Genomic DNA, 25,804 nt, shown 5'->3' on the forward strand with positions numbered 1-25,804 from the left:
CGGGGCGCGCTGTTCGTCCGGCGCGAGCCGGACCCGATTTGCCGATTCTGGCGCACCTTCAGCGCGATTGCACTATGTACGCTAGCGCACGGAACGGGCCGCGCTCGATCGCTATGCTCGCCAGGTGCCCGAGAGGCCCGGCGCTAGCCCTCACGTTCGTTTCTCCAAACGGTATCGCCAGTGCGCAGCCAAGCCATCCAATATGCCTTGCTTCTCGCCTGCGGGTGCCCGCCAGCATTCGACGCGCACGCAGCCGATGCAATTGGCATAGTCAAGACGATCAAAGGCTCGGTGCAAATCGAGCGCGCAAGCCAACCGGTCAGCGTGGCGGTCGGCAGCGAGGTGTTCGCGAGCGACCGTGTCACGACCGGCCCCGCATCCGCCGTTGGGATCACGCTGCGCGACAACACACTGCTGACCGAGGGCGCCAATTCCGTTCTCGATCTCAACAAGTTCGCATTCAACACCACCACCTACGACGGGGCGCTCGACGTGAGCATCAAGCGCGGCTCGCTCGCCGTGGTCGACGGCAAGCTCGCGAAGGCCAATCCGGAAGCCGTGCGCTACAGCACGCCCACCACCACGCTCGGCGTGCGGGGCACCGAATTCATCATCGAGGTAGGGGGAAGCGGGGAGAACGGTCATTGAAGACAATGAACGCCGGGCACTGGCTTGCGCGATACATGGCCCTTACGCTGTGCTTGTGCCTCTTTGCATGCAGCACGCCCGACAAGATCACGCTGCTGCCGAATCCGGACGGCAGCGTCGGCAACGTGATCGTGCATAGCGGCAGCAAGACGCAAGTCATCGACAAGGCCTACACACGCGCCGATGTTTCGAAAGGCGGCGCCATCGCGGAAACCGCCGATAACAAGGCCGCCGTGGAGGCGCAGTACGGCGATCTGCTGGCCGCCCAGCCGCCACGGCCCCGCACGTTCACGATCAACTTCGTTTTCGACTCCGCCACGCAACTCGCACCCGAGTCGGCGGCCACGGTTGCCGAGTTGAAGAAGGTGCTGGCAACGTGGCCGGCCCCTCACCTCACGGTGGTCGGCCATACCGACATGGCGGGCTCGCAGGCGTTCAACGACCAGCTCTCCATGCGCAGGGCGCAAAGCGTAGCGTCGTTTCTGGTCAAGTCCGGCATACCCGCGCAGCAGATCGAAATTGCCGGCCGGGGCAAACGCGAGCCACTCGTCCACACTGCAGACGGCGTGCCCAACCAGGCAAACCGGCGCGCGGTCATCACCGTTCAGTAATCCGTATCGATGCGCGGCGCTCATCGTCAGCCCCCATCCCCATGAAACGCTACCGCAACGCATGCATCGCATTCTTGAGACGCATGATGCGGGCGCGCAAAGGGCGCCCTTGGGCGCTCGCGGTGCTCGTGACGCTTTTGTTCATCAACCTGTGCAGCGAATGGCCCGGCGACGTGGTACGCCCCGCCTTCCTCGACACACTCGACAATGTATTGCCCGATACCTTCGGTTCGGCGCGCCAGCTTCTTTTCGACCACTATCAGCGCCGCTTTCCGCGCGTACCCGCCGCGCAGCCGGTGACCATCGTCGAGATCGACGACAAGACGCTCGAAGCCTTCGGCCAATGGCCCTGGCCGCGCAACCGCCTCGCCGGCCTCGTCGATGCGATCGAGGCGGGCAAACCGCTGGCGATCGGCCTTGATATCTACATGCCCGAACCCGACCAAACCTCGCCGGGCATCGTGGCCGACAACCTGCCCGCTTCCGAGGTCGCACTCGCCACGCAACTGCGCGCGCTGCCCAGCCACGAGCGCATTCTAGAGACCGCGTTGCGCGCGTCGCCTTCCATTCTCGGTGCGGCCGCGTTCGATTACGCGACCTCCACCACGCGCACCGACATGCTGAGCGCCCCCGTGCTCGTGCACGGCCCGGACGCGCTCGCGAGCGTTCACCGCTTCAATTACGTGCTCGCAAGCCTGCCCGAACTGCAAGGCGCGGCCCACGGCCAGGCCATGCTCAACGTCGCGCAGGAACAGGGCACGGTGCGGCGCATTCCGCTCGTGCTGGGTCTTGGCGACAAGCTCGTGCCGAGCCTGCCCGTTGAAATGCTGCGCGTGGCCACCGGCTCGCCCGCCATCGAGGTGTTTGCGGGCCCATCCGGCGTGCGCGCCGTGGGCGTGGCGGATGTGCGGGTGCCCACGCAACCCGATGGCGATATCTGGCTGCATTTCGCCTCGATTGCGCACACGCAGCAGCGCTACGTTTCCGCACGCGACGTGCTGCAAGGCAAGATCGACGCAAACCGCATCCGCAACAAGCTGATTCTCGTCGGCCTCACCGGCACGGGCTTGACGGACATGCGCACGACGGCGCTAGGCGAGCTGGTGCCCGGCATCGAGATTCAGGCGCAAGTGATCGAGACGATCTTCGAGGGCCGTTTCCTGCAGCGCCCGGCCTGGCTGATCTGGTGCGAGAGCGCTTTCATCCTCGTGGTCGGGCTGTTCTTCATCTGGTATGTGCCGCGCAACGATTCGCGGCTCGCCGTCTTCATGCGCACCGTGCCGAAGGCTTCGGCCATCATTGGCGTTACGCTTAACGTGTTGACGCTTTCGGTTTGCTTCCTCGTGTTCCGGTATTTCGGCTTCCTTGTCGATGCCGCATCGATCTTCATCATTCTTTCCGCTGTCATGGGCAGCTTCTTCACGATCTCCCTCATGGAGCCCGAAGCGCAAATCCCAGCCAGCACCGGCCGCGCGCACGTCAGCTGAGGTTGCCGAGTGCTACATTACGGTCCTGATCGCCCGGCGACGGGAAGCCACGCAAGGCACGGAGCGCGAATGACCCCATCGGAACGTATTGACCAGCTAATCGCGGACCTCACCGACTGGCGCCGCGACACCTTCACCGCCATGCGCGAGGCCATTCTCGAAGCCGACCCGGCGATCGTCGAGGAATGGAAATACATGGGCAGCCCCGTGTGGTATCGGGACGGCATGATCGCCGTGGGCAACGCGCACAAAGGCAAGGTCAAGCTCACGTTCCTGTACGGCGCGAGCCTGCCCGACCCGAACAAGCTCTTCAACGCCGGGCTCGAGGGCAACGCGCGGCGCGCCATCGACTATCTCGAAGGCGACAAGGTCGACAAGCGCGCGCTGAAGGCGCTCATTCGCGCGGCAATCGAATTCAACCAGGGCAAGGCGAAGAAAAAAGCGCCCGCGAAGCCGCGCGCCAGCAAAACCGCCTGACGCGAGCGCCTCACACTTCGCTCAACTCGCGAATGGGAATCACGGTGCGCTCGCCGCATTCGCGCAGCAGGTCGCGCAATTCGTTGATGACGGGAAAGACTTCGTGATTCCAGTCGGCGCCCTGGTTGTCGTGCGCCGCCTGTTCGAGTTCCACGATCGTGCGGTCTTCCTTGAAGATGCGCTCCGTGAACCAGACCAGCAGCGGCCACGCCGCGTCGAGCAGGAACGGCACGGCAGGACGCTTCACCGAAAGGAGTCCGAAGGTCCGGTTCGTGCGCTGCTGCGCGTCGAGCGGCACATACACGATCCACAGGTCCATGAGGAGCGACTCGTCGCCCGACCGGATCTTCAGCGTTTGATACGGATATTCCGTGCGAACGGTCATCACGCTCTGATCGCTCGGGTCCGCGCGGTTCTTGCTCGCGCCGAACACGAGCGCCTCGCCCGCGGGCTGCTTGCCCGCCATGCGCGCGAACGTGTAATCCACTTCGATGGACTTCTCGCCGCGCCGCCGGCCGAGCGAGCGCGCCCGCATCTGGCCCATCTGGCGGCGGTGGAGAAACTGGTGGTTCATGTCCATCAGATTCTCGTGCATGAACGAGTAGTGGCACTTCACTTCCTGGCCGAAGCGGCGCGTCTTGTAGGCCTTGTCCGTGACCGAATCCAGCACGGGCAGCGGTTGCGCTTCGGCAAGCGTGGCGTTGCCGGGAAAGACGAAGATCATGCCGTGCGCCTCGCGGCACGGGTAGGCGCGCACGCCGTTGGGCAAGCGCTCCCGGCCAAGGTAGGGCACGTCCACGCATTGGCCCGAACAATCATAGGTCCAGCCGTGGTAGCCGCAACGAAGCGACTCGCCGTCCACCACGCCCGCATGTAGCGGCACCTGGCGATGCGCGCAGCGGTCTTCGAGCGCGTACACCGCGCCTGACGCGGTGCGAAAGAGCACAATGGGCTCGCCGGCGAAATGCGTACCCAGCGTCTTGCCAGGCTTGAGTTCGCGCGACCAGGCAAGCGGATACCAGTAGTCGGGATGAATGGGCACTCGGCGCAAGTCGCGCGGTTCCTGCATATGTGACTCGATCGTATAACCATCTGGCAAAGGCACTGCGCGCATGCGGAGAATCTCCTTGTCGAGTCCGTTGTTATCGTCGTTCCGTTAAGAGACTGGCTGGAGGCAAATCTCGTGCCCGATCATTCAACGCGAATGCCGCCTGGGTGTCGATCAGTGTTTAGCCGGAAAGCACGCGATGATGGCGGCCTGAACCTTGACGATGGCAGCGTCGCGCAGCGAGCTGTTGCGCCACCCGAGTTCCACCGGATAGCGCGGCAGATCGATTGGGCAAGCAAGCAGTTTCAGGCCCGTCACGCGCGCGATCGCTTCGGCCGCGTGGCGCGGAATCGTGGCGACGCTGCGCGTGCCCTTGAGCAGGAAAGGCAACGCGGCGAAATGCGTCGTAGAGGCCACGACGTTGCGCTTCAGGCCGCGCGCGGCGAGCCCTTCGTCAACGATCCCGACCACGCCGCCCGACGACACCAGGATGTGCCCTCTCGACACGTAGTCGGCAAGCGTCAGGCGCCGTGGCGTGCGGGGAGCGTGGTCCACGAGGCACGCATAGCTGCCCTCGCCGAGCACCCGGTGGCTCAGCCCGCGCGAAGCGAAGCCGCCCGCCGCGACGGCGAGATCCATGTCCTGGTTCGCGAGCGCGTCGGCGACGATCTGGCTGTGCGTCTGACGAAAGATGATGCGCAGGCCCGGCGCGCTCGCTTCCAGCGTTTCGATGATGCGCCGGCCAATGGCCACCTCGAAGTCGTCGGAAAGCCCGATCGACACCGCGCGCCCATGAAACGTGGTCGCGTCGGGCGAGGCAATCGCAAGGCTATGGCGGCAATGGTCGAGCGCCTCGCTAATCACGGGCTTGAGTTCCTGCGCGCGCGAGGTCGGCGCGAGTCCACGCCCGGTACGCACGAAGAGCGTGTCCGCATAGAGTGTGCGCAAGCGCCTGAGCGCGGCGCTCACGGCGGACTGTGTCATGTCGAGGCGTATCGCGGCGCGGCTTGCCCCGCCCTCCTCGAACAGCGCCTCGAAGATCTTCAGCAGATTCAGGTCCACGCCTGCGATATCAAACTGGTTCATATCACATAGTATCGATATACGTTCTCGCGATTTTATCGCCGTGGAAAGATGTGAGCTATCCAAACCCCTGGGAGCACGCCATCATGGCCAAGTCGAAAGTCGCCGCGCTGCAGATCGGTTCATCCGCCGCCGGCAAAGCGCAAACGCTGGAACAGATTCTCTCGTTCGAAGCGCAGATCCGCGCCTCGGGCGCGAAGCTCGTGGTCATGCCCGAGGCATTGCTCGGCGGTTACCCGAAGGGCGAAATATTCGGCACGCGCCTCGGCTACCGCCTGCCCGAAGGCCGCGAGGCATTCGCGCGCTATTACGAGAATGCGATCGACGTGCCAGGCGCGGAAACCGAAGCGCTCGCCGAGCTTTCCACGCGTTGCGGCGCGTCGCTCGTGCTCGGCGTGATCGAGCGCGACGGCAGCACGCTCTATTGCACCGCGCTGTTCTTCAATCCGGGTGAGGGGCTCGTGGCGAAGCACCGCAAGCTCATGCCCACCGGCACCGAACGGCTCGTCTGGGGGCAAGGCGACGGCTCAACGCTGCCGGCCGTTCGTACGGAATCCGGCGTAGCGGGCGCTGCGATCTGCTGGGAAAACCACATGCCGCTGTTGCGCACGGCGATGTACGCGAAAGGCGTGCAGATCTGGTGCGCACCCACCGTGGACGAGCGCGACATCTGGCAGTGCTCCATGCGCCATATCGCGCACGAAGGGCGCTGCTTCGTGATCAGCGCATGCCAGGTGCAGCCCTCGCCCGCGGCGCTCGGCGTCGAGGTGCCGGGCTGGGACGAGAACCGGCCGCTCATCAATGGCGGCAGCTTGATTGTCGGGCCGCTTGGCGATGTGCTGGCCGGGCCGTTGCGCGGCGAAACCGGCCTTATCGTCGCGGAGATCGACACCGAAGAACTCACGCGCGCCCGCTACGATTTCGATGTGGTGGGCCACTATGCGCGGCCCGATGTGTTCTCGCTTTCGGTCGATGAGCGGCGCAAGCGCACGGTCTCGTTTATCGCGGAGTAAGCGCGCGTAACGTTACGCTGCGCGACGTCACGCCGAATACAACCCTTCCGGCCCGTTGCGCAGCGTGCGCGCCAGCAACTCCAGCCCCTCGCGCAGCGCCTCGTGGCTGCGCGCGCCGCCGAGGCTCAAGCGCACCGCGTGCGGTGCGGAGCCGCGCCCGATCACGAAGCTGTCCGCCGTTTTCGCGAGCACGCCGGCCTGACGCAGCGCCGCCGAGAATTCGGCGGCACGCCACGGCTCGGCGAGCGGCAGCCAGAGATGCGGGCTTGCGGGGTCGGTGCGATACGTCCAGTCCGCCAGCACCTCGGCGGCGATCGCGTGGCGCACGTCCACCTGCGCGCGCTGCTGCGCGACGAGGCGATCGATCTCGCCATCCACGATCCAGCGCGCCGCAATCTCCGCGGCGAGCGGCGACGTCATCCAGCAATCGCTGCGTATCACCGCGAGAATCTTGCCGACCCAGTCCTGCGGCGCCTGCACATAGCCAATGCGCAGGCCCGGCGCGACCGCCTTCGAAAGACTGCTGATCACGATGCCATGCTCGGGCAGGCGCGCCGCGAGCGGCGTGGGCGGGGCGTCGAGCAAGGCGGCTGGCACGAGATCCTCGATCACGACGAGATGATGGCGCACGGCGATCTCGGCGATCATCGCGCGACGCGCTTCGGAAAGCGTGGCCGTGGTCGGGTTGTGCAGCGTCGGCACGCAAAAGAGCGCGCGCGGCGCGAGCAGGCCGCACGCGCGCTCGAGCGCCGCGGGCACGATGCCCTCCTCGTCGATTTCGATGCCGACGAGATTGAGCCGCAACTGCCGCGCGAGCGCGACGATGCCGGGATAGCTCAAGGCCTCGGCGAAAATCGTGTCGCCTGGTCGCAGCACTGCGCGCAACACACAGGCAAGTCCGTGCTGCGCGCCCTGCGTGACCAGCACGCGCTCGGCGGCCACCGTGCAGCCCATGCGCGCAAGCCAGCGCGCCCCCGCCTCGCGGTGCGAGCGGCGGCCGCCTTCGGGCTGATACAGCAGCAGCTCGCCCGCCAGCCGCTCGTCGGCAGCCAGTTCGCGCAAGGTCTGCGTCAGCAGGAAGGCTTCGTCGGTCGGCATCGGCACGTTCTGGCCGAGATCGATCAAGCGCCCCGGTGCATAAGCGCCCGGTGCACCCGGCGTGGTCGCTGCAGCCCGCTCGGTGGATTCGGGTGCGGGGCGCGTACGGTCCTGCATACGCACGCCGTCGGCGTCGGGCTCGGCCACGTAGGTGCCGTCGCCCACGCGCGCCACCACCATCCCGCCGCGCTCCAGCTCCGCATACGCGCGACTCACCGTGCCGGTCGTGACATTGAGCTTCTTCGCGAGCAGCCGGTGCGCAGGCAGCTTTTCTCCGGGCAGCATCTGGCCGCCATGAATGGCCTGCGCGTAGGCGTGAGCGATTGCGCGGTACTTGGGTTCGCTGCTGCGCGAGAGCGTGGGCGTCCAGCCGTTCATGGTTTTCCCGAAGGAGAAAAGCACGCCGCGGCACGGCGCGGCGGCTGCGCCATTATCGCGCCCAATTCGCCGAAATGAAGGCTGTCATTTACTTCAATTGACTTCATTGAGTGCGTGGAATTGACCCTCTAGGATGCCGTAACGCCTGACAAGGCCAAGGAGACAATGCCCGCCCCACGGCGCACCACATGCGTATCTTCATACGTAAGTTACGCAATGTTGCGCGCCACCGGGCGGCGCCCCACGCGCCATGACGAACCGCATCGCCCGCATCACCGTGAGCCAGCACCGGCTGTCGCTCGACCCGCCGTTCCCCGCCTCGTGGGACAGCCGCCCGCGGCGCGCCTTCCCGGCGACGATCGTGCGCGTGGAGGACGACGAAGGCCGCGTGGGCATCGGTTCCGGCGACGCCATGTATGGCTTCGACGACTACCGCGATCTCTTCATCGGCACAGATCCGCTCGATCTGGCGCGCCACGCGGCGGTGCTCGACAACCTCAGCTTCCACGCGGGCCGCCTTTGGCCGCTCGACGTCGCGCTCTGGGACCTCGCCGGCAAGATTCGCGGCGAGCCTTGCTGGCAGATGGCCGGCGGCCGTTCGAAGCGGGTGCGGGCGTATGCGTCCTCGGGCGTGCATCGCACGCTCGAAGGCATGGCGCAGTGGGCCGAGCATGCCGTGGCGCGCGGCTTCCCGGCGCTCAAGGTGCGCTTTGGCCGCGCCACGCTCGCCGACGATATTGCCGCGCTCGCCGCCGTGCGCGAAGCCGCTGGCGACGCGATCGAACTCATGGTGGATTGCAACCAGGGCTGGCGCATGCCCTGGGACACCCAGGCGCCGTGGCGCGCCGACGAAGCACTCGCCGTGATCCGGCAGATCGAAAAGCATCGCGTGTACTGGGTGGAAGAACCGCTGCATCGCGGCGACTACGCGGGCCACGCGCAATTGCGCAAGCAAACGGAAGGACTCGGCATACGCATCGCGGGTGGCGAGATGACGCGCGACGCGCACGAATTCGCGGCGCTCCTCGCACACGACTGTCTGGACGTCTATCAGCCCGATGTCGTCTGCACGCTCGGCATGGAAGGCGCGCGGCGGCTCGCGGCGCAGATCGAAGCGCACGGCAAGGTGTTCACGCCGCACACGTGGGGCAACGGCATCGGCCTCGCAGCGAACCTGCATATCGTGGCGGGCGCAGGCAACGCGCCGTTCGTCGAGTTTCCGTACGACCCGCCCGAATGGACGCCTGCGCGGCGCGACTTCCCGATCAAGCACGTGATCGACATCGACGCGAACGGCTGGATCGAGCTAAGCGATGCGCCGGGCCTTGGCATCGAACTCGACGAAGCCATGCTCGCCGCCACACGCGCACACGACAGCCGGTACGACTGAAGCACAACGGGCATGGCATGAAGGCGATGCCATCCTCTATATGAAGCATTCCGAAACATTTCAATAAAACGGAGACATGCAATGAAACGCTTGACGTCCCTCCTGCGCGCGGCCTGCCTTGCGGCGCCGCTCGCCATCGCCGCCTTGCCGGCGCACGCCGCCGGCACCTGGTGCAGCAGCGGCAAACCCGTGCGCTTCGCGGGCATCACGTGGGAAAGCGGCAACTTCACGAGCGAAGTGCTGCGCTACATCCTCAAGAACGGCTATAGCTGCCAGACCGACAGCGTGCCCGGCAGCACCGCGGCCACCGAAACGGCGCTTTCGCGCAACGACCTGCAGATCTGGGCCGAGCAATGGACGGGACGTTCGGAGATCATCGCGGGCGCGGTCAAGGCGGGCTCGGTCAAGCTCGTGGGCGACACGCTGCCGGGCGGCACGAAGGAAGGCTGGTACGTGCCCGACTACGTGGTGCACGGCGACGCGAAGCGCAGCATCAAGGCCAGCGCGCCCGACCTTCAGTCCGTGAGCGATCTGCCCAAATACAAGGGCCTTTTCGTCGACGACGAGGAACCCGATCGCGGCCGCTTTCTCAACTGCCCCTCGGGCTGGGACTGCGAACGCGTGAATACGCGCTTGCTCAAGCTGCTCAAGCTCGACGACACCTACACGAACTTCCGCCCCGGCACGGGCGCGGCGCTCGATGCGGCCATCTCCTCGGCCTACGCGCGCGGCAAGCCGATTCTCACCTACTACTGGGAGCCGGCCGCGCTGATGGCGAAGTACAAGTTCGTTCAGCTCAAGATGCCGCCGTTCAACGAAGCCTGCTGGAAGACGCTGCGCGACGCCAACAGCGCGCAGCAATGTGCCTCGTCGTATCTGGTCTCGCAGTTGAAGATCGGCGTTTCGACACCGTTCTATCAGGCGGAGCCCGACGTGATGACCTTCTTCTCGAAGGTGAGCTTCCCTATCGACTTCCTGAACACGACGATCCTCGACATGACCGAGCACAAGGTCGATGCGCAGGACGAAGCGCTCAAGTTCCTCAAGCAGCACCCTGAAATGTGGAAGACCTGGGTGCCTGCGGATGTCGCGGCGAAGGTGCAGAAGTCGCTTGGCGCGTAATACCAACCCAATACCCGCGCGATACCAGCCTGATACCAACCAGAATGCCGGGCCGCGTAACGCGGCTCCATGATAAGGAGACTTAATTGAAGAAGAAGATTCTCGCGGCGCTGCCGCTGGCGCTCGCCGCAGCAGGCGCGCACGCGCAAAGCAGTGTGACGCTGTACGGCCTCATCGACCTCGGCGTGGACTATGCCAGCAATGTGGCGAACGGGGCGAACGGCCAGCTCGTGCCGGGCACGGGCAGCAAGCTCGTACAGATGCAAAGCGGCGTGCCCGCAGGCAGCCGCTGGGGTCTGCGCGGCACCGAAGACCTGGGCGGCGGCTACGCCGCGATCTTCCGGCTCGAAAGCGGCTTCAATGCCGCGACGGGCGGACTCGGCGGCGGTCTCGCGTTTTCGCGTAATGCCTATGTCGGCTTCAAGTCGGATCAATATGGCCAGATCACCTTCGGCAAGCAATGGGACGCCACCGTCGACCTGATCGAACCGTATTCGCTCAACGGCAACTACGGCGGCTGGTATTTCGCCCACCCGAACGACATGGACAACCTGGACAACGGCTTCCCTGTCAACAACGCCGTGAAATACGTGAGCCCCGTGCTCGCCGGCTTCCAGTTCGAAGGCCACTACTCGTTTGGCGGCCAGGCGGGCCAGTTCTCGAACAACGCCTCGTATAGCGCGGCGGCAGCCTACACGCTCGGCTCGTTCAGTGCGGGCGTGGGCTACCTGCGCGTGAATAACCCGATCACGGCGGTAGCCGGTTATGGCAGCGGCGGCAGCTTCGTGAATTCGGTGTTCGGCAACGCGCTCGCCAACGCGCGCTATCAGGGCATTCTCTCCGCCGGCGCGTCGTATGTGATCGGCAGCCTCAAGCTGATGACGAACTACTCGAACGTGGACTTCTCCTCGGCCACCGGCAGCGGCGACCTGCACTTCCAGAACTTCGAAGTGGCCGGCACCTACGCCGTGACGCCCGCCTTCACGGTGGGCGCGGGCTACACCTACACGGTGGGCCAGGACCACGCCACCGACAACTCGCCGAAGTATCACCAGTTCAACCTGATCGGCCAGTATGCGCTCTCCAAGCGCACGTCGCTCTATGCGATGGGCGTGTACCAGCATGCGGCGGGCTCCGCGGAAAACGCGCAGATCACGGGCTTCAACCCCTCGGGCACCGACAACCAGGCCGTCGCCCGCGTGGGTATCACGCACGCGTTCTAACATTCTTGACGTAGTCCTTATCAATGCCAATGCGCCGGTGCGAATCAAACCGCGCCGGCGCGCCTGCATCGCGAGGTTTGCATGCGCCGCCTTCCCTCTTTATCGGCACTGCGTTCATTCGAGGAGGCGAGCCGCACGCTCAGCTTCACCCGGGCAGCGCAAAACCTGCACGTGACCCAGGGGGCGATCAGCCGCCAGATTCGCCTGCTCGAAGATTATCTCGGCACGCCGCTCTTCATGCGGCATCATCACCGGCTCGAAATCACGGCCGCGGGCAAGCGTTTGCTGCCTACGCTCCAGGCCGCATTCGACAGCATCGCTCACACGCTCGACACGATTCGCGCCGATCCGTCGAACAGCCTGCTCAGTCTGAACGCTGCACCGACGCTCGCCACGCGCTGGCTCACGCCACGCCTGCGCGACTTCCAGGTGCGCCACCCCGATCTGCGCATCTCCATCACGAACGAATACGGCCCGCTGCACGGCACGGAGCGCAACGAGGACTGCCAGATCCGCTTCGGCATGGAGCCGCTGCCGGGCGGGCAAAGCACGCTGCTCATGCGCGAGCGTCATGTACTCGTCGGCTCGGCGCGCGAGTTCTCCGAGGCCCCCGCCGATCAAAATGTGCTGCGCGAGATCCTCGCGCAGCATCCGTGGCTCTATATCCTCGATATCGACCGGCGCCTGCTGGTCTGGGAAGCGTGGCTCGAGGCCGCGGCGCTCGACGTGCCGATCGCACCGCGTGGGGAACTGGAGTTCAGCACGCTCGATCAGGTCATACACGCGGCGGTGGCCGGGCTTGGCATTGCCGTCGCCGACCGGCACATGATCGCGCCCGAACTGGCGAACGGCACGCTCGTCCAGCTGAGCGAGGTGGAAGTGGTGGGACCTTCGGGATACTGGCTCGACGTGCGCCCCGAAGTGCAGGACACACTACGCGTTCGCAACTTCAGCAACTGGCTGGTTGAGCGCCACAGCGAGCAACCGGCCAGGCAATGCGCGATGCGCAGCTAGCCCGGGCGCATGACTGGCGTCACACGCCCAAGCCTGCGCTGCGGATTGCGTCAATTGGGATCGATTGGCGGGCCTGGCGGCCCCGAATCCACCTGCCTCATCGTGGGCGCGGCGCCCGCGCCCTGCGCCATGTTGCCCGCGCCCTGTGCCGCGATTGAACGCGAGAGGATTGCCCGCGCTTCGCCGCTCGACGAATCGACGGTCAATGCATGCCCCGCGTTGTGCCAGGCGCACAGCCACCGCCCGTCGCGTGCGCACAGCCGTGCGTAGCCAAGCAACGAATCGCGCTGATCTTCACGCGAAGTCAATTCGGCCTGCATTTGCAGCGCGTTGCCGTTGCCCGGTTGTTCCGCGAGTGCGGCATTGATCGCACTGCGCGCAGGCCCCAGGTTGTTCTTGTCGAGGCTCGCACGCGCGCTTGCCAGATTTCGCGCGACGTCGGCGCGCGCGTAGCTGGCCTTCGCGGCGTTGGCCTTCGCTTCGTTGGCCTTTTCCGCCTTGATCTTCGCGGCGGCGAGTGCGCGTTCATCAGCGCTGCTCTTTCGTGCAGCAGTGCCCGGCGGCACCGTCACCGTATGCACTGCAGCGGTACGCGGCTGCGCTTGCGGCGCTTGCGGCGCTTGATGCGGCAGTGGCACCTGAGCGGTCATGGGCGGCGGCGCGCTCACTGCAGGAGGCGGCAACTGAGCGACGGCTACCGGCGGCGCGCTGCGCACCGAATGCAGCACCGGGTGCGGCTTCGTGTCCGGCACAGCCGATGGGGTCTTCGGCCCGAGGATCGCTCCTTCGACGACCTGGGCGCCCGGCGCCGGCTCCCGCTCGGCTCGATGCGAAACGATGTATGCGGTCAGCAGGAACGCGATCGAAACCACGCTGCCGATGGTATAGAAAGGCAGCCACGAGCGTGGCGCGGCGGGCGCTTCATCGCGCGGTTCGTAATCGCTGTCGCGCGCCGCGCCGCCGAAACTGAACGCCGGAGCGTTCCACTCCGTGCGCGCATGGCGTGCGAAACCATCGTGCCATTCGGGCGCGGCGGATTCGCTAGCCGGCGACATGCGCGGGCCAGAGGAAAGCTGCTTCGCGCCGCACTGAGGGCAAATCATCAGTGGCGCATTAAAGCGGGTCCCGCAGTATGGACATCCCCACGGACCAGACGTGGCTCGGCCAGGTTCGTTGAACATTGCAGGCATGGAAGCTTTGACAGGATAGGTTCGGGTTTGCTACCGGCGGCTGGTGCGCGTCACGTCACGGCGGAGGCATCCAGGCGGCACGGATTCGAAGTATTCGCTGTAGTCCCTACTGTATTTCGCGGAGCGTGGGAGGGTTGTAACAAATAGTCGTTTTGAATATGAGCTACTTCGCGGCGAAGTTCAACCGGCTTAATCGGCCAGATGGCGGATTTGGACAGGCGGGATTTCGACCCCCGCAGAGGGCTGGAGGGCCATGCCATGATGGCTGCGCCACGCGGGCAAATCTGCCCGGTCGATGGGGACCTACGGCGTGACATCTTGATACAGAAAACGTGTGGCTCATACGCGAAACGCAGGCGTTTTCGCAACGCCTCGCGCAAACAACCGACGAATAGCGCCACGGCAAGCGGACTTTCAACTTCCTTGCGCCAGATGACGCCCACCGGCTCGAGCGCGCTGCCTCGCGAAAGCGGCGCGCCTCACAGCGTCACGCCTTCAACGCATCCTTGAAAATGCGGCCATCCTTCATGATCAGATTCAGGTTCTGATCGGGGTTGGCCAGCAGCGCCATATCCTGGAGCGGGTCACCGGCCACGAGCAGCAGGTCCGCATACGCGCCCTCTTCCAGCACACCAAGCTTGTGAGGATACGGATTGCGCTCGCCCGCCAGCGCGAGCAATTGCCCATTCGTGGCCGTGGCCATGCGCAATGCCTCGGCGTTCGAATACCAGCGCGTCATGTGCCCGAGCATCGTGCCCTGGCGCGTCGCCAGCGCCTGGGAGAAGATCAGGTCCGTGCCGAACGCGACCTTGAGCCCGTGCTTGCGCGCGAGCTTGTACATGTTGTCGGTCCCGGCGGTCACCTCCAGAAACTTCTCGCGGCTCGACGGCGCCATCGGCGCCACATCCTCTTCGCTCGTAAACGGTTGCGTGCTCAACCATGTGCCGTTCTTCGCGATGACTTCGGCGGTCCGGTCGTCGATGAGGTGTCCGTGCTCGACGCATTGCGCGCCGGCCGCAACACTGCGCTTCACCGCTTCCGGCGTGTACGCATGCACGAGCACGTAGGTGCCCCAGTCGGCTGCGGTTTCCACCGCCGCTTTCAGTTGCGCCTCGGTGAATGTGAGCATGTCGAGCGGGCTGCGCGGCGTGGAAACCCCGCCGCAACCCACGATTTTGATCTGCGTCGCCCCCATCATGAACTGCTCGCGCACACGCAGGCGCACTTCGTCGGACGAATCGGCGATCGCGGCGGCGCCGGTTCGCTCAATCTCGCTGATCTGGCCGGTGGTGCGCGGCACATCGGTCAGCAGACGAAAGTCGCCGTGCCCGCCCGTCGTGGTGATCATCGCGCCGCAGGGGTAAATACGCGGGCCGCTCAGCATGCCCGCGTCGATAGCCTGCTTCAGAGCGAACGCGGGCCCCCCCACATCGCGAATGGTCGTGAATCCGCGCAACAGCGTGCGCTGTGCCTCCGCGCCCGCGGCCAGGTACACGAAGCTCAGGTCGGATTGCATGATGGCCGCGATCGGGAGCGAGGCGAGCAACGAATGCCAGTGCATGTCGATGAGGCCCGGCATCATCACCTTGCCGCCGCAATCGATCACACGGCCGCCCGACGCGTTCTGCGCGCCGGGCGAGCCCCGGCGCAACTGCGAGATGCGGTTGCCGTCGACCACGAGATACATGCCGTCCTGCAGCGCGGCCGACTTGCCGTCGAACAAGCGGAAGTTCGTGAATGTCGTGGGCTGCGCGGGGGCCGCGGCGCCGGGCTGCTGCGCGCTGCTGAACTCAGGCAAGACCGCGCTCAACAACGATGCACCCATGCCGACCAAAAAACCGCGCCTGGAAAGATCGGCGCTGATGCGGCGATTCGCGAACGCTGCGAGCGCCTTGTCGCACAGGCACGAGGAAACCGGGCCGATTGCGTTGCCGCGGCGGTTGATTCTGGAAGCCATAGATCACCTGTGAAAGTAAGCCACGCATTTATTCTGCATGCCTAACAACATCGTCCTTCGTTAACAGCAACGCCAGCGGCCGTGTGGAGCTGAACGCGGAGAAGATGATCGTGAGCGCCACGGTCCCCGGCACGGCGAGAAAGGCGCCCGGAATGCCCCAGATCGCCGTCCATGCGGCGAGGCTCATGAGAATGACCGCGGGGCTCAGGTTCAACGAGCCCGCCATCAACCACGGGTCGAGCACGTTGCCCATCACGAAGTTGATCGCCGAAAGCGCAATGAGCAGTGTGATCGCTTCGTTCCACTGACCGAATTGAAGCGCGGCGAGCAAGGCGGGAAGCACCACGGAGATGAGCGAGCCCGCATACGGCACGAAGTTGAGCAACACGATGAGAATGGCCAGGAGCGGCGCGAACTCGAGCCCGACCAGATGCATGCAGATCCAGCTGAGAATGCCGAGCACCACGCCGAGCAGCGCTTTCAACGCCAGATACGTGCCGATCTTCGCGTTGATGGCGTCGATCACGGGCTCCATGTCGGCCTTGCCGCGCATGACCGCAGAGAGCTTGCGACGAAAGCGCCCCATCTCGATCATGAAGAACGCCGTGTATAGCAAGACGACGAGCGTCGTGGCCATGAGCGAAGAGAGCGAGCCAAGGAGCGAGGTGAGCAGCGACTGCACGTTGACGGTCGCGAGCAGTTCGCGCCGGAATGCCGCCCACGAAGCCTCGGTTTCCAGATGAAACAGCGCGGTGATCTTGGCGAGCAACGCGAGCAGCGTGGCTTCGTACTTGGGCGCCACGGCGACCATGCGGTCCGTGTCGGAAAGCAGCAGTTCGGTTGCGAGCCACGCGGCCGCGAGAATGAGCGCGGCGGCGCTCCAGTAACGCACGCCCGCGCGAATGCGCTTGCCCACGTGGGGCACGCGCCGCAGGATGTCGGCGAGCCCGTAGATCACGTACGACGTGATGATCGCGAATGCAATGGGCACCAGCACCGGCCGCCCGATATACAGCACCCATCCCGTGATGACGGCGATGACGACCACGCAGGTGAACGTGACGAGATCCTGTTTCATGGAGATGCTTTGGATGACGAACCACGTTGCGTTGATGAGACGTTTGCAAGCCATCAACGTCCCGCTGTGTTTTATCCGGCCCCAAAAAAAAACGTCTTCGGGGCGTGATCGGGCACGACTTCGAAAGACTAGCTGCTTTGCAGAAGACTTGCGCGCTAGCTGGCGAGGATTCCGAACCACGTCGAAACAAGCGCGCCCCAATTTCGTTGCGCGCACATCGACTCGTCGATCGGTCAAAAGATCCTTCTTTCCTTTAAGTCACGTTTAAGCAGCAAAAAGTACCTTACGCCCCACCTTCACCAACCTCTTCGAAGACCATAGCAATGAGTACCATCAAATATCGGCGCCGGGGCCTGATCGCCGGTGTAGCGGTGGCGCTTGCCGGCGCCTGGGTTGTTAGCCATGAGCACGCCAGCGCGGACGAACGCGGCATCATGAAAACGTCGTTGTCGACGCCTGTGCCCAAAACGGACGACGTCAAGGGCACGGCGCCGAACTTCTCGGCGATCGTCGCGCAGTACGGTCCGGCTGTGGTCCATGTCGAAGTCGTCAAGGAAAACCCCGACTCCGAAGACGGCCATTCGGGCGCCCTGGGATCGGGCTTCATCGTGAGCCAGGATGGCTACATCCTGACGAACAATCACGTCGTCGAAGGCGCGGACGACGTGACGGTCAAGCTCACCGACGGCCGCAAGTTCCCCGCACGCGTGATCGGCACCGACAAGGCGGGCGACGTGGCCGTGCTGAAAATCGCCGGTACGGGTTTCCCCACGGTGAAGATCGGCAATCCGGCGAACAGCAAGGTCGGCGACTGGGTCGTTGCAATCGGCTCGCCTTATGGTCTCGACAACACCGTGACCTCGGGCATCATCAGCGCGAAGTCGCGCCAGCTCTCGGAAGACAGCCCGACGCACCTCATCCAGACCGACGTGCCCGTCAATCCGGGCAATTCAGGCGGCCCGCTCTTCAACCTGAACGGCGAAGTCATCGGCATCAATTCAATGATCTATTCGCGCACGGGCGGCTTCCAGGGCCTCTCGTTCGCCATTCCCATCGACGAAGCCATGCACATCAAGGATCAGATCGTGCAAGGCGGCGGCAACGGCAACGGCGGCACGCTGGCTCACAATGCGCGTCCGCGCCTTGGCGTAGCCGTGCGCTCGCTCACCAGCGACGAAGCGCAGCAAGTCGGCGTGGACGGCGGCGTGCTCGTCGTGAAATCGGGCGGTGCGGCCAAGGCGGCTGGCATCAGCGCCGGCGACGTGATCGTTGCGGTCAACGGCATCGAAGTGGAGAATGTCGAGCAGCTGCAAAGCATGATCGCGCGGGCTCGGAGCAACGTGTCGATCGTCGTTGCGCGCGACGGCGAGCAGATGACCGCGAAGGTCGAACTCGCACCGCGCGCCTAAGCGAGGGCGGGCCGGGCGCGCGTTATTTGCGCGCTCACGGCCCATGACTCGCCAGAGCGTCGATGCGCTCGACGATGTACCCGTAGAAGGGGTTCCACGAGAGCCGCGTGAGGAACCCCGCCCCCACCATCAGCGCCCCGGTTTCGCCGCGTACGGATTGGGCGCCCAGGTGGATGCCCACGTCGTCGTCGGGGTCGGGGGTGCGGCCGTACAGCGAGTCGGTCACCGGAAACGGCAGGGCCACGTGTGAAAGCGAATAGACGTCAGGCGGATAGTCGAGCCCCGTGGATTCGACTTTCGCCGTTGTTTCGTTCGGCGCCGTGCTCGCTTCGACCACTTGCGGCGAGGTGGCGGAGGCGTTGGTCAGCACGGTCAGCCGGTAGCGCAGCGGCGGCACGGGCAAGAGACGGCGCAGCGCGTCGCGCATCGAAGCGCGCAGCAGCGGGCTCCATTGCGCCGTGCGATTGATGTCGAACAGCACAAGCTCGCTGCCATTGGCAGGCAGTTGCGAGTACAACGAACTGATAATCGCGCTCGTGCTGACCGTGGAGTCGAGCACGGACTGGAATGCGAGCGTGGGAGGCAGCGACGCGAGTTTGCCGTTGCGCGCCGCGTCCGCCACTTCCTGCTGGATCTTGCGCGTGACCCGCCATGACTGGCGCGCGCCGTTCACCGGAAACGAGTTGTACTTGAACGGATTGAATTCCGGCACGATGTCGAGCCACGCGGCTTTTGCAAATGCAGGCAGGATCGCGGGCAAGGCCGCAAGCCCCGCAAAGCGCGCGAAGGCCGTAACGCCGATCATCGGCGAAAGCAGGATCAGGCGATCCGCTTTCGGCAGGCTCGGGTCGTCCAGCACCTCGAGCGAGTATTGCAGCGCGAGTGCGCCGCCGTTCGAATACCCCACGATATGCAGCGGCGCAGGCGCCGGCACTAGCCGCCGCGCTTCGCGCACGGCCAGACGCGTGGCCGCCTCCCAGTCTTCCTCCGTCACCTCGGTCAGACCCGCTGGCACGGTGCCGTGCCCCGGCAAGCGCACCCCCACCACGGCGAAGCCATCTTGCTGATAACGCTGCGCGATGTGCCGCAGGCTGTATGGCGAATCGGTCAGCCCGTGCAGCATCACGGCCACGCCGCGCGGCGCGCCCTGAGGCATGAGCGTGAACGAGCGGTTCCAGTCGGTGCGAAAGTGGCCCGGATAAATCGGGCTGCCCGAGAAATAGCGGTTAGCGGGAACGCGTTCGTCCGCCGGTAGTTTGTCGGTCACGTTCTTCCTGACCGAGTCGAACACGCGGTTCTCGTTCGCGATGTATTCCTCCCACGTCGCGTGATCGATTTCGTGTGCGTGCATGTCTTCCGGGACATACGTGTGCCACAGGCTCAACGGCGCCTTGCGCTGCGCGTCGTACAGGCGCACGCCGGCAATGCACACGAACGCGATCAGCACGAACAGGAGAAGCCGCTTGATCCAGCGAAAAGCCCACGTTCTCGTCAAGAAGTTCGCCATGTCCGGTCAATGCCTCGCGAACGGGTGGCCGGCCGTTCTTCGCGCTAGCGCGGGTAAACCGGCCAGATGAGCGGTACCAGCAATACGGTGATCACGAGCGCCCCGAGGGCGGCCGGCGAGCCCACCTTGAAAAAATCCCGGAACCGATAGCCGCCCGCCGTGCTGACGAGCGCATTCACAGGGGTCGATATCGGCGACATATAGGCCGCGGACGCGGCAACGGCCGTCGTCATCGCAAACGGATACGGCGACGCATGCAGGTGCGCCGCCATCGCGAGCACCACGGGCGCCATCAGCACCGCGGTCGCCGTGCCGGAAATCACGGTGCCGATCACGAGCGTGAGCAGAAATACGGCGCCCAGCAGACCATGCGCCCCCCAGTTGCCGGCCACGCGCAACACGGCGTCGGCGGCAATGTCGATGCCGCCCGTGCGTTGCAGCGCGATGGAAAACGGCAGCATGCCCACGATCAGCACGAGGCTGCGCCAGTGAATCGCGCGATACGCGCTGTCGAGACTCACGCAGCCGAACGCGCCCATCAGCAGGCAGCCGATCAGGCCCGCGAGCACGTTCGGCACGCGCGGCGTGAGCATCATCGCGATGACGAGCGCCATGATGGCGAGCGCGTGCAGCGCCTTGTGCGGCACGGGCACGTAGGCGTCGCTTTCGACCGGCATGGCAAGACACACGATATCGCGCTCGACCGACTGCATCGAGAAGATATCGATCCACGGCCCCACCACCAGCAGCGTGTCGCCCACTTTCAGCCGTGTGGCCTGCAGATCCTGCTCGAGCGCGGCGTCGGCGCGGCGCAGGCCGACGACCGTCACGCCGTGGCGGCGCAGCGCGGCGGAACTGCGCGCGACGTTGCCCACGAGCGAGGAGTCCGGCGGCACGATGACCTCGGCCATGCCCACGTCGTGGGTCTGGTCCGTGAAGTACGCGCCAGACATGTGGCGCACCGCGAGCGCATAGCGCCCGCAAAACGCCTTGACGTCGAAGCTCGCGGACTCCACGTCGAGCAGCAGCACGTCGCCGGGCGCGATGCTGCTGTCCGCGGTCGCGGGCAGCACCGTTGCGCCCATGCGCGCGCGCCGCTCGATCGCGACGACGTGCGCCACGGGGTCGTCGTCGAGCCCGGTGTGCCCGAGCGTTTGCCCGACGAGCGGGGACTCCGCACCCACCTCCAGGCGAAATGCGCGCCCTTCGAGCGAATAGCGCGCGACCCAGTCATTCAGCGACGGCCGCGTGCTCGCCTCGGCGCCACCGGTGCCGTTCAGAAAGCGCCTTGCGAACAGCATCCAGCCAATGCTCGCGGCGAGAATCGGCAGGCCCAGCGGCGTGATGCCGAAAAAACTGAAGCCCGGGTAGCCGTGATAGACAAGCGCGCTGTTGATGACGAGATTCGGCGTCGTGGCGACGAGCGTGAGCATGCCGCTCGTGAGCGCGGCCATGCTGACCGGCATGAGCATGCGTGCGCGCGACACGCGCGACTGCCGCGCAATGCGAATGACGATGGGAATGAAGATCGCCACGACGGCCGTCGAACTCATGACCGAGCCCATGACGCCCACCACGACCATGATCAGCACGACGAGGCGGCGCTCGTTGGAGCCGCCGCGCGCGATCAGGTAGTCGCCCACGCGCTGGGCGACGCCCGTGCGTGCAAGCCCGTCGCCGAGCACGAAAAGGGCCGCGATGAGAACGATGTTCGGATCGGAGAAACCGGCCAGCGCCTCGTTGACGGTCACGATGCCCGAGAGCGACAGCGCGACGATCATGATGAGCCCCACCGCGTCCGAGCGGGGCCGGCCGATCAGGAACATCGCGATCGCGCTGGCCAGACAGGCAACGGTCATCAAAAGGTCGGTAGACATGATTTCGGTTTGCCTGGTCGATGTACCGCTCAACGGGCCTTGAAACCACTGCTACCGCAAATAGTGCCGGATTTTGAAAACTTACGTTTCAGCGCGGCCTTGGATCATGCCCACGGCGCCGCTGCCTTGATGACATGTTTGTGAACGTGTGCGCGACTCGCGCTTGCCTCACGCTTCCTTCACGCTTCCTTCACGCTTCCAGCAGGGAAACGCGGTTGCGCCCCTGGTGCTTGGCCCGGTACATGGCCTGATCGGCCTGCTCCAGCAGCGAGCGCGCCAGCACCTCGGGGCTCGCGGCGAGCGCGTTCATCCGATACGCCGCCACGCCGATCGACACGCTGAGCGCAATGCGCTCGCCCTCGTCGTCGAGCACTTCGAGCGCCTCGACCGCATGCCGGATACGCTCCGCAACCGCCAGCGCGTCGGGCAACTCGCACATCAGCAGCGCGACGAACTCTTCGCCGCCGTAGCGCGATACCGTATCCCCCACGCGCACCTGCTGCTTCAGGCACGTGCCGATGGCGCCCAGCGCGAGATCGCCGGTTGCGTGGCCGTGCGTGTCGTTGATCTGCTTGAAGTGATCGATGTCGATGAACAGGCACGACATGGGCGCGGCGTGCGAACTCGCGCGGCGAATCTCGTGATGCAGGCGCTCGTCGAAATAGCGGCGGTTCGAGAGACCCGTGAGCGGGTCGGTCACGCCCGTCTTGCGCAGATGCTCGCGGTGGGCGACGTTGTCCAGACTCGCCGCCGCCACGCTGCTGAAGCGCATGAGCAGGTCGGTGCCCATGCTGGCGTCGAAGCGCGCGGGGTCATCGCTTGCAAGGCACAAGTAGCCGAGCACCTGGGTGCGGTTCAGAAGCGGCAACACGATCGCGCTGCCGCTCGCTGTCTGTGCTGGCTGCGCCGCTCGCGCGCCGAAGAAGGTCTCGCTCACCGCAGGCTCGAGATCGCTCATTTCGCTCACGCGGCCCAGCCACGGCTGGTTGCCCGCGCACAGGCGCGACAGCGCGAGGCCGCCCTGAACCCCGGAGCGCAGGTTCGCTTCGAGGTCGGCACGCCCGCAGTCGGTTTCGAGCAGGTCGCGCAGGAGCGGCGTGCGGGCATCGAGCCAGATGCCGGACGAAGCGAGCCGGAACACCTCGGGCAGATAGACGAATATCCCTTCGAGAAAGGCGCACCAGTCGTGCGCGCCGATCAGGCGCAGTTCCACGTCCTGGAATGACTTCGACGCGCGTTCGTTGCGCTGAACGGTTTCGATAAGCGCTGCAAGATCCAGTGAGGGCTGAGTCCCGGGATGTGTCACGATGCATCGAGAATATTCCGAAGCCTGCTATTACGGCAGCTTGGGGACAGACTTGAGGCCGCGCTGCGTGTGCCGGGCAAGGAGAAAAAGAAAAGGCCGCCGCCCGTGGGGGCCGCGGCCTTGCTTACGGCGAGAGGCTCCTGTTATTTGGCGGCCGGCGACGCTGTGGTCGGGGTCGCCAGCGTATTGTTGTTAGGGCCGCCGGGGATCGGCGCCGCGCCATTGTTCGCGCTATTCGGCGAAGTGCTCATGCCGCTGTCCGAGTTGGCGGCGCCCGGCGCGCCGTAGCCGCTCGTTGCATTGGCATTGGCATTAGCCGCGGCGGGCGATACAACGCTCGGGGTAGCCAGCGTATTGTTGGCCTGTGCATACGCACCGGCCGACAGCGTGAGTGCGGCAACGCCCGCGATGAATGTGCTGATTGTTTTGCTCATGACTCGCTCCTCCTATGATTGGACTGGAATTCCGGCACAAACGATCCACTCGTCTATCTCCTTCGCGGTCGTTCCATGCGCGGCTCGCGGCGATCAAAATCGCTTAACTGTTCGCAGCGGTATGCGTCAAACAAACCACTACCAGTTGATAACAAGTTTAGGAAAGCGATGGCAGATTATTAAGCGCATTGCACGCAACGATTTATTTCGCTTTTTGGCATTAGAGGTAATGGATTCGGGTCGCCAATCCTCTGGGCGCACGATTGCCGTATTAAGGGGATTTCCTGTAAATCGACTCGGAACGGATATTAGACGGGCCTCAATGCGCGCAAGGGTCCGTACATCCGCAATGATTCGCGTTTTGGCCAGTCAGGCAGGCATTGACAAGCAGCCCTTTGGCACGCTGATTGAAATCCGGTTCAGCGATAAATGCCGATTTTTGCGAGACGTTGTTTTCGCAACGGCATTTCGAAAAATCGTTGCATACGCATCGAGGTCGTCTGTCGTTTCCGCATTGGCATGCGGTCCGCGGCGGGCCGGCAAAGCACAGCCAAAGCGCGAGAGAACCCACCGGGCGCGAGAAGAGCGCGTCTGCCGCGCTTCGCGATATGAAACCTTCAGCAGGAACCCGGAGACTCGTCTCCGGGTATCGGCGCATGCGCCCGGACGGGCGCATGGCGATGGCGAGGAACGATCAGGACTCGTTCGGGCGGATCGTCAGCGCGTTCTTGACCGACGTTACGCCTTGCACGCCCTTGGCGACTTCGGTGGCGTGGTCGATCTGCGCCGACTCGGGCACCGAGCCCTGCAGCACCACGGCGCCGTCACGTGCGCGCACGGTGATACGGGCAACGTCGATCTTCTTGTCCTTGGCGAGCGCCGTGCGAACCTTGCGGCTGAGCGCCCGGTTAGCGGCCTTCTCCTGCTTCGTTTGCGCGTGCGACGGGCTGGCCTGCTGGGCAGCGGCGGCCGCGCCGCTCGCTGCGTCGTCCTGCGCATAGGCGTGCAGGGACGCAGCCACGAGAGCCGTCGCCGCGGCCAGCTTGAATACTTGAAGAGCCTTCATGCAGTTTCTCCTGTTGTCACAGTCTTGTTGTGGGCCCACGAACGAGCCGGTGCACTACCCCATCCACTACTCAGCATTCGCGCGTCAAACGCGAGCACGCGCCAGATTATAGGAATGTAATGTGCGGCGCAGGGCGGGAAAATGCGGCTCCATCACCAGCTTGATATCGATCCCATCATGGAGTAGGCACACCGTTTGTAGCCATGAACTTATGGTCACATTGCCCCCAACTCCAATCGGGTCCGTCAACCATGAAATGGCTTCGACGCGCTGTTTTCCGGATGGGTGAGAAATTGAGCGCATATCCAGCAGCGCGTGCGCGGAAAAAGTCTGCCAGGCGTCGCATAATTGCGACGCCGGTTCTCGCGGCGCATCGGCACGACAGCAGGCTTTCTCTTGCATCGCGCGGCGCCGCGCTGCGTTCATGCACCCATCCCTTCCCGCTCGAGCCACGCACGGAACAGCGCGACCCATTCATCGCCGGACTTCTCATGCGCAACATAAGTGCAATAGCTGCGCGACGGCAGGCGCGGGCCCGCGAACGGCGCGACGAGCCGGCCAGCCGCGAGATCGTCGGCCACCAGCGCGGTTGGTCCCATGGCGATGCCGATTCCGTCGATCGCTGCCTGCAAAGTCAGAAAAAAATGGTCGAACGTCAAAGCGGCCGCCGGCCTCAGTTCGGCAATCTGCGCGCTCGCCAGCCAGTCGGGCCAAAGCCGCGGAAGACTCGAGGTATGCAGCAACGTGTGGTCTCGCAAGTCGCGAGGCGTGCGCAGCGGCACGCGCTGCAAAAGCGCAGGACTACACACCGGAAGCCGCTCCTCACACAAGAAAGGCCGCATTGAATAGCCGTAGAACGTGTCGGGACCGCCGCGGATGATGACGTCGTAGTCATCGTTCAGACTCTCTAACGGCTCGTTCGACGTTTCCACCTTGACGTGCACGTCGGGGTGCCCGGCGCGGAACGTTGCCAGCCTCGGCACCAGCCAGCGCAATGTAAATGTCGCGGGCGCGTTCACGGACAGCGTGCGGGAGACCGTTCGCGGCACGCCGTATCGCGCGGTTGCCTGCGCGAGCCGTTCGAACAAGGGGCCGATTTCCTCCAGATATGCCTTTGCCGCCGCAGTGAGCGCCACACGCCGGTTGTGCCGTTCAAACAGCGACGCGCCAAGCCACTCCTCCAGCAGGCGCACCTGCTGGCTCACCGCCCCTGGCGTCACGTGCAACTCTGCGGCGGCTTCCTTAAAGCTGCCGAGCCGGCCCGCGGCCTCGAAGGCCCGCAGGGCATTGAGCGGGGGCAACACCGGTTTCATTCGCAATAGTTTATTTAACGTGAACGAGCAATTTATCTGGTTTGCCGGTCCATCACAAGATAGATATCCTGCCGA

At 64.8% G+C, this 25,804-nt stretch carries 23 protein-coding genes; 10 read left to right on the forward strand and 13 right to left on the reverse strand.

The window, feature by feature from the left end:
* Nucleotides 1–291 precede the first annotated feature (291 nt).
* The 4 genes from U5A58_RS03490 (at nucleotide 292) to U5A58_RS03505 (ending at nucleotide 3,223) form a co-directional block, all read left to right on the forward strand.
* Nucleotides 292–648, forward strand: coding sequence for a FecR domain-containing protein (locus tag U5A58_RS03490; protein ID WP_321934673.1), 357 nt, complete (start codon nucleotides 292–294; stop codon nucleotides 646–648).
* A gap of 5 nt (nucleotides 649–653) precedes the next feature.
* Complete coding sequence (locus U5A58_RS03495; RefSeq protein WP_321908571.1) at nucleotides 654–1,259, forward strand: OmpA family protein; 606 nt, start codon at nucleotides 654–656, stop codon at nucleotides 1,257–1,259.
* A gap of 86 nt (nucleotides 1,260–1,345) precedes the next feature.
* Entirely contained in the window at nucleotides 1,346–2,746 is a 1,401-nt protein-coding gene (locus U5A58_RS03500) for a CHASE2 domain-containing protein (RefSeq protein ID WP_321960301.1), read from the forward strand.
* 69 nt (nucleotides 2,747–2,815) lie between these two features.
* Nucleotides 2,816–3,223 carry a DUF1801 domain-containing protein gene (locus U5A58_RS03505; protein WP_321960302.1) on the forward strand — a complete coding sequence of 136 codons (408 nt, stop codon included), beginning with the start codon at nucleotides 2,816–2,818 and terminating at the stop codon, nucleotides 3,221–3,223.
* Between the two features lie 10 nt (nucleotides 3,224–3,233).
* Here the strand turns inward: U5A58_RS03505 and U5A58_RS03510 are convergent, their stop codons facing one another.
* Both U5A58_RS03510 and U5A58_RS03515 read right to left on the reverse strand, forming a co-directional pair.
* Nucleotides 3,234–4,337: an aromatic ring-hydroxylating dioxygenase subunit alpha gene (locus U5A58_RS03510; protein WP_321960303.1), complete on the reverse strand. Its 1,104-nt coding sequence runs from the start codon at nucleotides 4,335–4,337 to the stop codon at nucleotides 3,234–3,236.
* 108 nt (nucleotides 4,338–4,445) lie between these two features.
* The gene (locus U5A58_RS03515) at nucleotides 4,446–5,357 is read right to left on the reverse strand and encodes a LysR family transcriptional regulator (protein ID WP_321960304.1); all 912 of its coding nucleotides are present in this window, start codon (nucleotides 5,355–5,357) and stop codon (nucleotides 4,446–4,448) included.
* An 83-nt stretch (nucleotides 5,358–5,440) separates the two neighbouring features.
* Between U5A58_RS03515 and U5A58_RS03520 the strand changes: the two genes are divergently transcribed.
* Nucleotides 5,441–6,367 carry a carbon-nitrogen hydrolase family protein gene (locus U5A58_RS03520; protein WP_321960305.1) on the forward strand — a complete coding sequence of 309 codons (927 nt, stop codon included), beginning with the start codon at nucleotides 5,441–5,443 and terminating at the stop codon, nucleotides 6,365–6,367.
* 27 nt (nucleotides 6,368–6,394) lie between these two features.
* On the opposite strand, the gene U5A58_RS03525 is transcribed toward U5A58_RS03520, so the two are convergent.
* On the reverse strand, nucleotides 6,395–7,843 hold the full coding sequence (locus U5A58_RS03525; protein ID WP_321960306.1) for a PLP-dependent aminotransferase family protein: 1,449 nt from the start codon (nucleotides 7,841–7,843) through the stop codon (nucleotides 6,395–6,397).
* Between the two features lie 250 nt (nucleotides 7,844–8,093).
* On the opposite strand from U5A58_RS03525, the gene U5A58_RS03530 reads away from it, so the two are divergent.
* The 4 genes from U5A58_RS03530 to U5A58_RS03545 all read left to right on the forward strand — a co-directional run bounded on the left by U5A58_RS03530 (nucleotide 8,094) and on the right by U5A58_RS03545 (nucleotide 12,592).
* Entirely contained in the window at nucleotides 8,094–9,233 is a 1,140-nt protein-coding gene (locus U5A58_RS03530; RefSeq protein WP_321960307.1) for a mandelate racemase/muconate lactonizing enzyme family protein, read from the forward strand.
* Nucleotides 9,234–9,314: 81 nt separating this feature from the next.
* Nucleotides 9,315–10,355, forward strand: a complete 1,041-nt coding sequence (locus U5A58_RS03535; RefSeq protein WP_321960308.1) for an ABC transporter substrate-binding protein — start codon at nucleotides 9,315–9,317, stop codon at nucleotides 10,353–10,355.
* Between the two features lie 86 nt (nucleotides 10,356–10,441).
* A complete protein-coding gene (locus tag U5A58_RS03540; protein WP_321960309.1) occupies nucleotides 10,442–11,578 on the forward strand; it encodes a porin in 1,137 nt (378 codons plus the stop codon).
* 81 nt (nucleotides 11,579–11,659) lie between these two features.
* Complete coding sequence (locus U5A58_RS03545) at nucleotides 11,660–12,592, forward strand: LysR substrate-binding domain-containing protein (RefSeq protein ID WP_321960310.1); 933 nt, start codon at nucleotides 11,660–11,662, stop codon at nucleotides 12,590–12,592.
* A 50-nt stretch (nucleotides 12,593–12,642) separates the two neighbouring features.
* Here U5A58_RS03545 and U5A58_RS03550 read toward each other — a convergent pair whose 3' ends face one another.
* The 3 genes from U5A58_RS03550 to U5A58_RS03560 form a co-directional block, all read right to left on the reverse strand.
* Nucleotides 12,643–13,695, reverse strand: coding sequence for a hypothetical protein (locus U5A58_RS03550; protein WP_321960311.1), 1,053 nt, complete (start codon nucleotides 13,693–13,695; stop codon nucleotides 12,643–12,645).
* A gap of 574 nt (nucleotides 13,696–14,269) precedes the next feature.
* The gene (locus U5A58_RS03555) at nucleotides 14,270–15,739 is read right to left on the reverse strand and encodes an amidohydrolase family protein (RefSeq protein ID WP_321960312.1); all 1,470 of its coding nucleotides are present in this window, start codon (nucleotides 15,737–15,739) and stop codon (nucleotides 14,270–14,272) included.
* 28 nt (nucleotides 15,740–15,767) lie between these two features.
* Nucleotides 15,768–16,817 (reverse strand): AI-2E family transporter, encoded by a 1,050-nt coding sequence (locus U5A58_RS03560; RefSeq protein WP_321908050.1) that lies wholly within the window; start codon nucleotides 16,815–16,817, stop codon nucleotides 15,768–15,770.
* Between the two features lie 323 nt (nucleotides 16,818–17,140).
* Between U5A58_RS03560 and U5A58_RS03565 the strand changes: the two genes are divergently transcribed.
* Nucleotides 17,141–18,226: a S1C family serine protease gene (locus U5A58_RS03565; protein ID WP_415774160.1), complete on the forward strand. Its 1,086-nt coding sequence runs from the start codon at nucleotides 17,141–17,143 to the stop codon at nucleotides 18,224–18,226.
* 34 nt (nucleotides 18,227–18,260) lie between these two features.
* On the opposite strand, the gene U5A58_RS03570 is transcribed toward U5A58_RS03565, so the two are convergent.
* The 7 genes from U5A58_RS03570 to gcvA all read right to left on the reverse strand — a co-directional run bounded on the left by U5A58_RS03570 (nucleotide 18,261) and on the right by gcvA (nucleotide 25,729).
* Entirely contained in the window at nucleotides 18,261–19,721 is a 1,461-nt protein-coding gene (locus U5A58_RS03570) for an alpha/beta hydrolase (protein ID WP_321960313.1), read from the reverse strand.
* Nucleotides 19,722–19,777: 56 nt separating this feature from the next.
* A complete protein-coding gene (locus U5A58_RS03575; protein ID WP_321960314.1) occupies nucleotides 19,778–21,610 on the reverse strand; it encodes an SLC13 family permease in 1,833 nt (610 codons plus the stop codon).
* A gap of 190 nt (nucleotides 21,611–21,800) precedes the next feature.
* A complete protein-coding gene (locus U5A58_RS03580; protein WP_321960315.1) occupies nucleotides 21,801–22,916 on the reverse strand; it encodes a GGDEF domain-containing protein in 1,116 nt (371 codons plus the stop codon).
* Between the two features lie 143 nt (nucleotides 22,917–23,059).
* Nucleotides 23,060–23,350 (reverse strand): hypothetical protein, encoded by a 291-nt coding sequence (locus tag U5A58_RS03585; protein ID WP_321960316.1) that lies wholly within the window; start codon nucleotides 23,348–23,350, stop codon nucleotides 23,060–23,062.
* A 694-nt stretch (nucleotides 23,351–24,044) separates the two neighbouring features.
* Nucleotides 24,045–24,416: a BON domain-containing protein gene (locus U5A58_RS03590; protein WP_321908058.1), complete on the reverse strand. Its 372-nt coding sequence runs from the start codon at nucleotides 24,414–24,416 to the stop codon at nucleotides 24,045–24,047.
* Nucleotides 24,417–24,500: 84 nt separating this feature from the next.
* A complete protein-coding gene (locus U5A58_RS03595; RefSeq protein ID WP_321960317.1) occupies nucleotides 24,501–24,842 on the reverse strand; it encodes a hypothetical protein in 342 nt (113 codons plus the stop codon).
* Nucleotides 24,839–25,729 (reverse strand): transcriptional regulator GcvA, encoded by an 891-nt coding sequence (gcvA, locus tag U5A58_RS03600; RefSeq protein ID WP_321960318.1) that lies wholly within the window; start codon nucleotides 25,727–25,729, stop codon nucleotides 24,839–24,841. Before gcvA ends, U5A58_RS03595 begins: the two co-directional genes overlap by 4 nt.
* Nucleotides 25,730–25,804: the final 75 nt, after the last annotated feature.

The sequence above is a fragment of the Paraburkholderia sp. J7 genome, from assembly GCF_905220155.1.
Classification (GTDB): domain Bacteria; phylum Pseudomonadota; class Gammaproteobacteria; order Burkholderiales; family Burkholderiaceae; genus Paraburkholderia.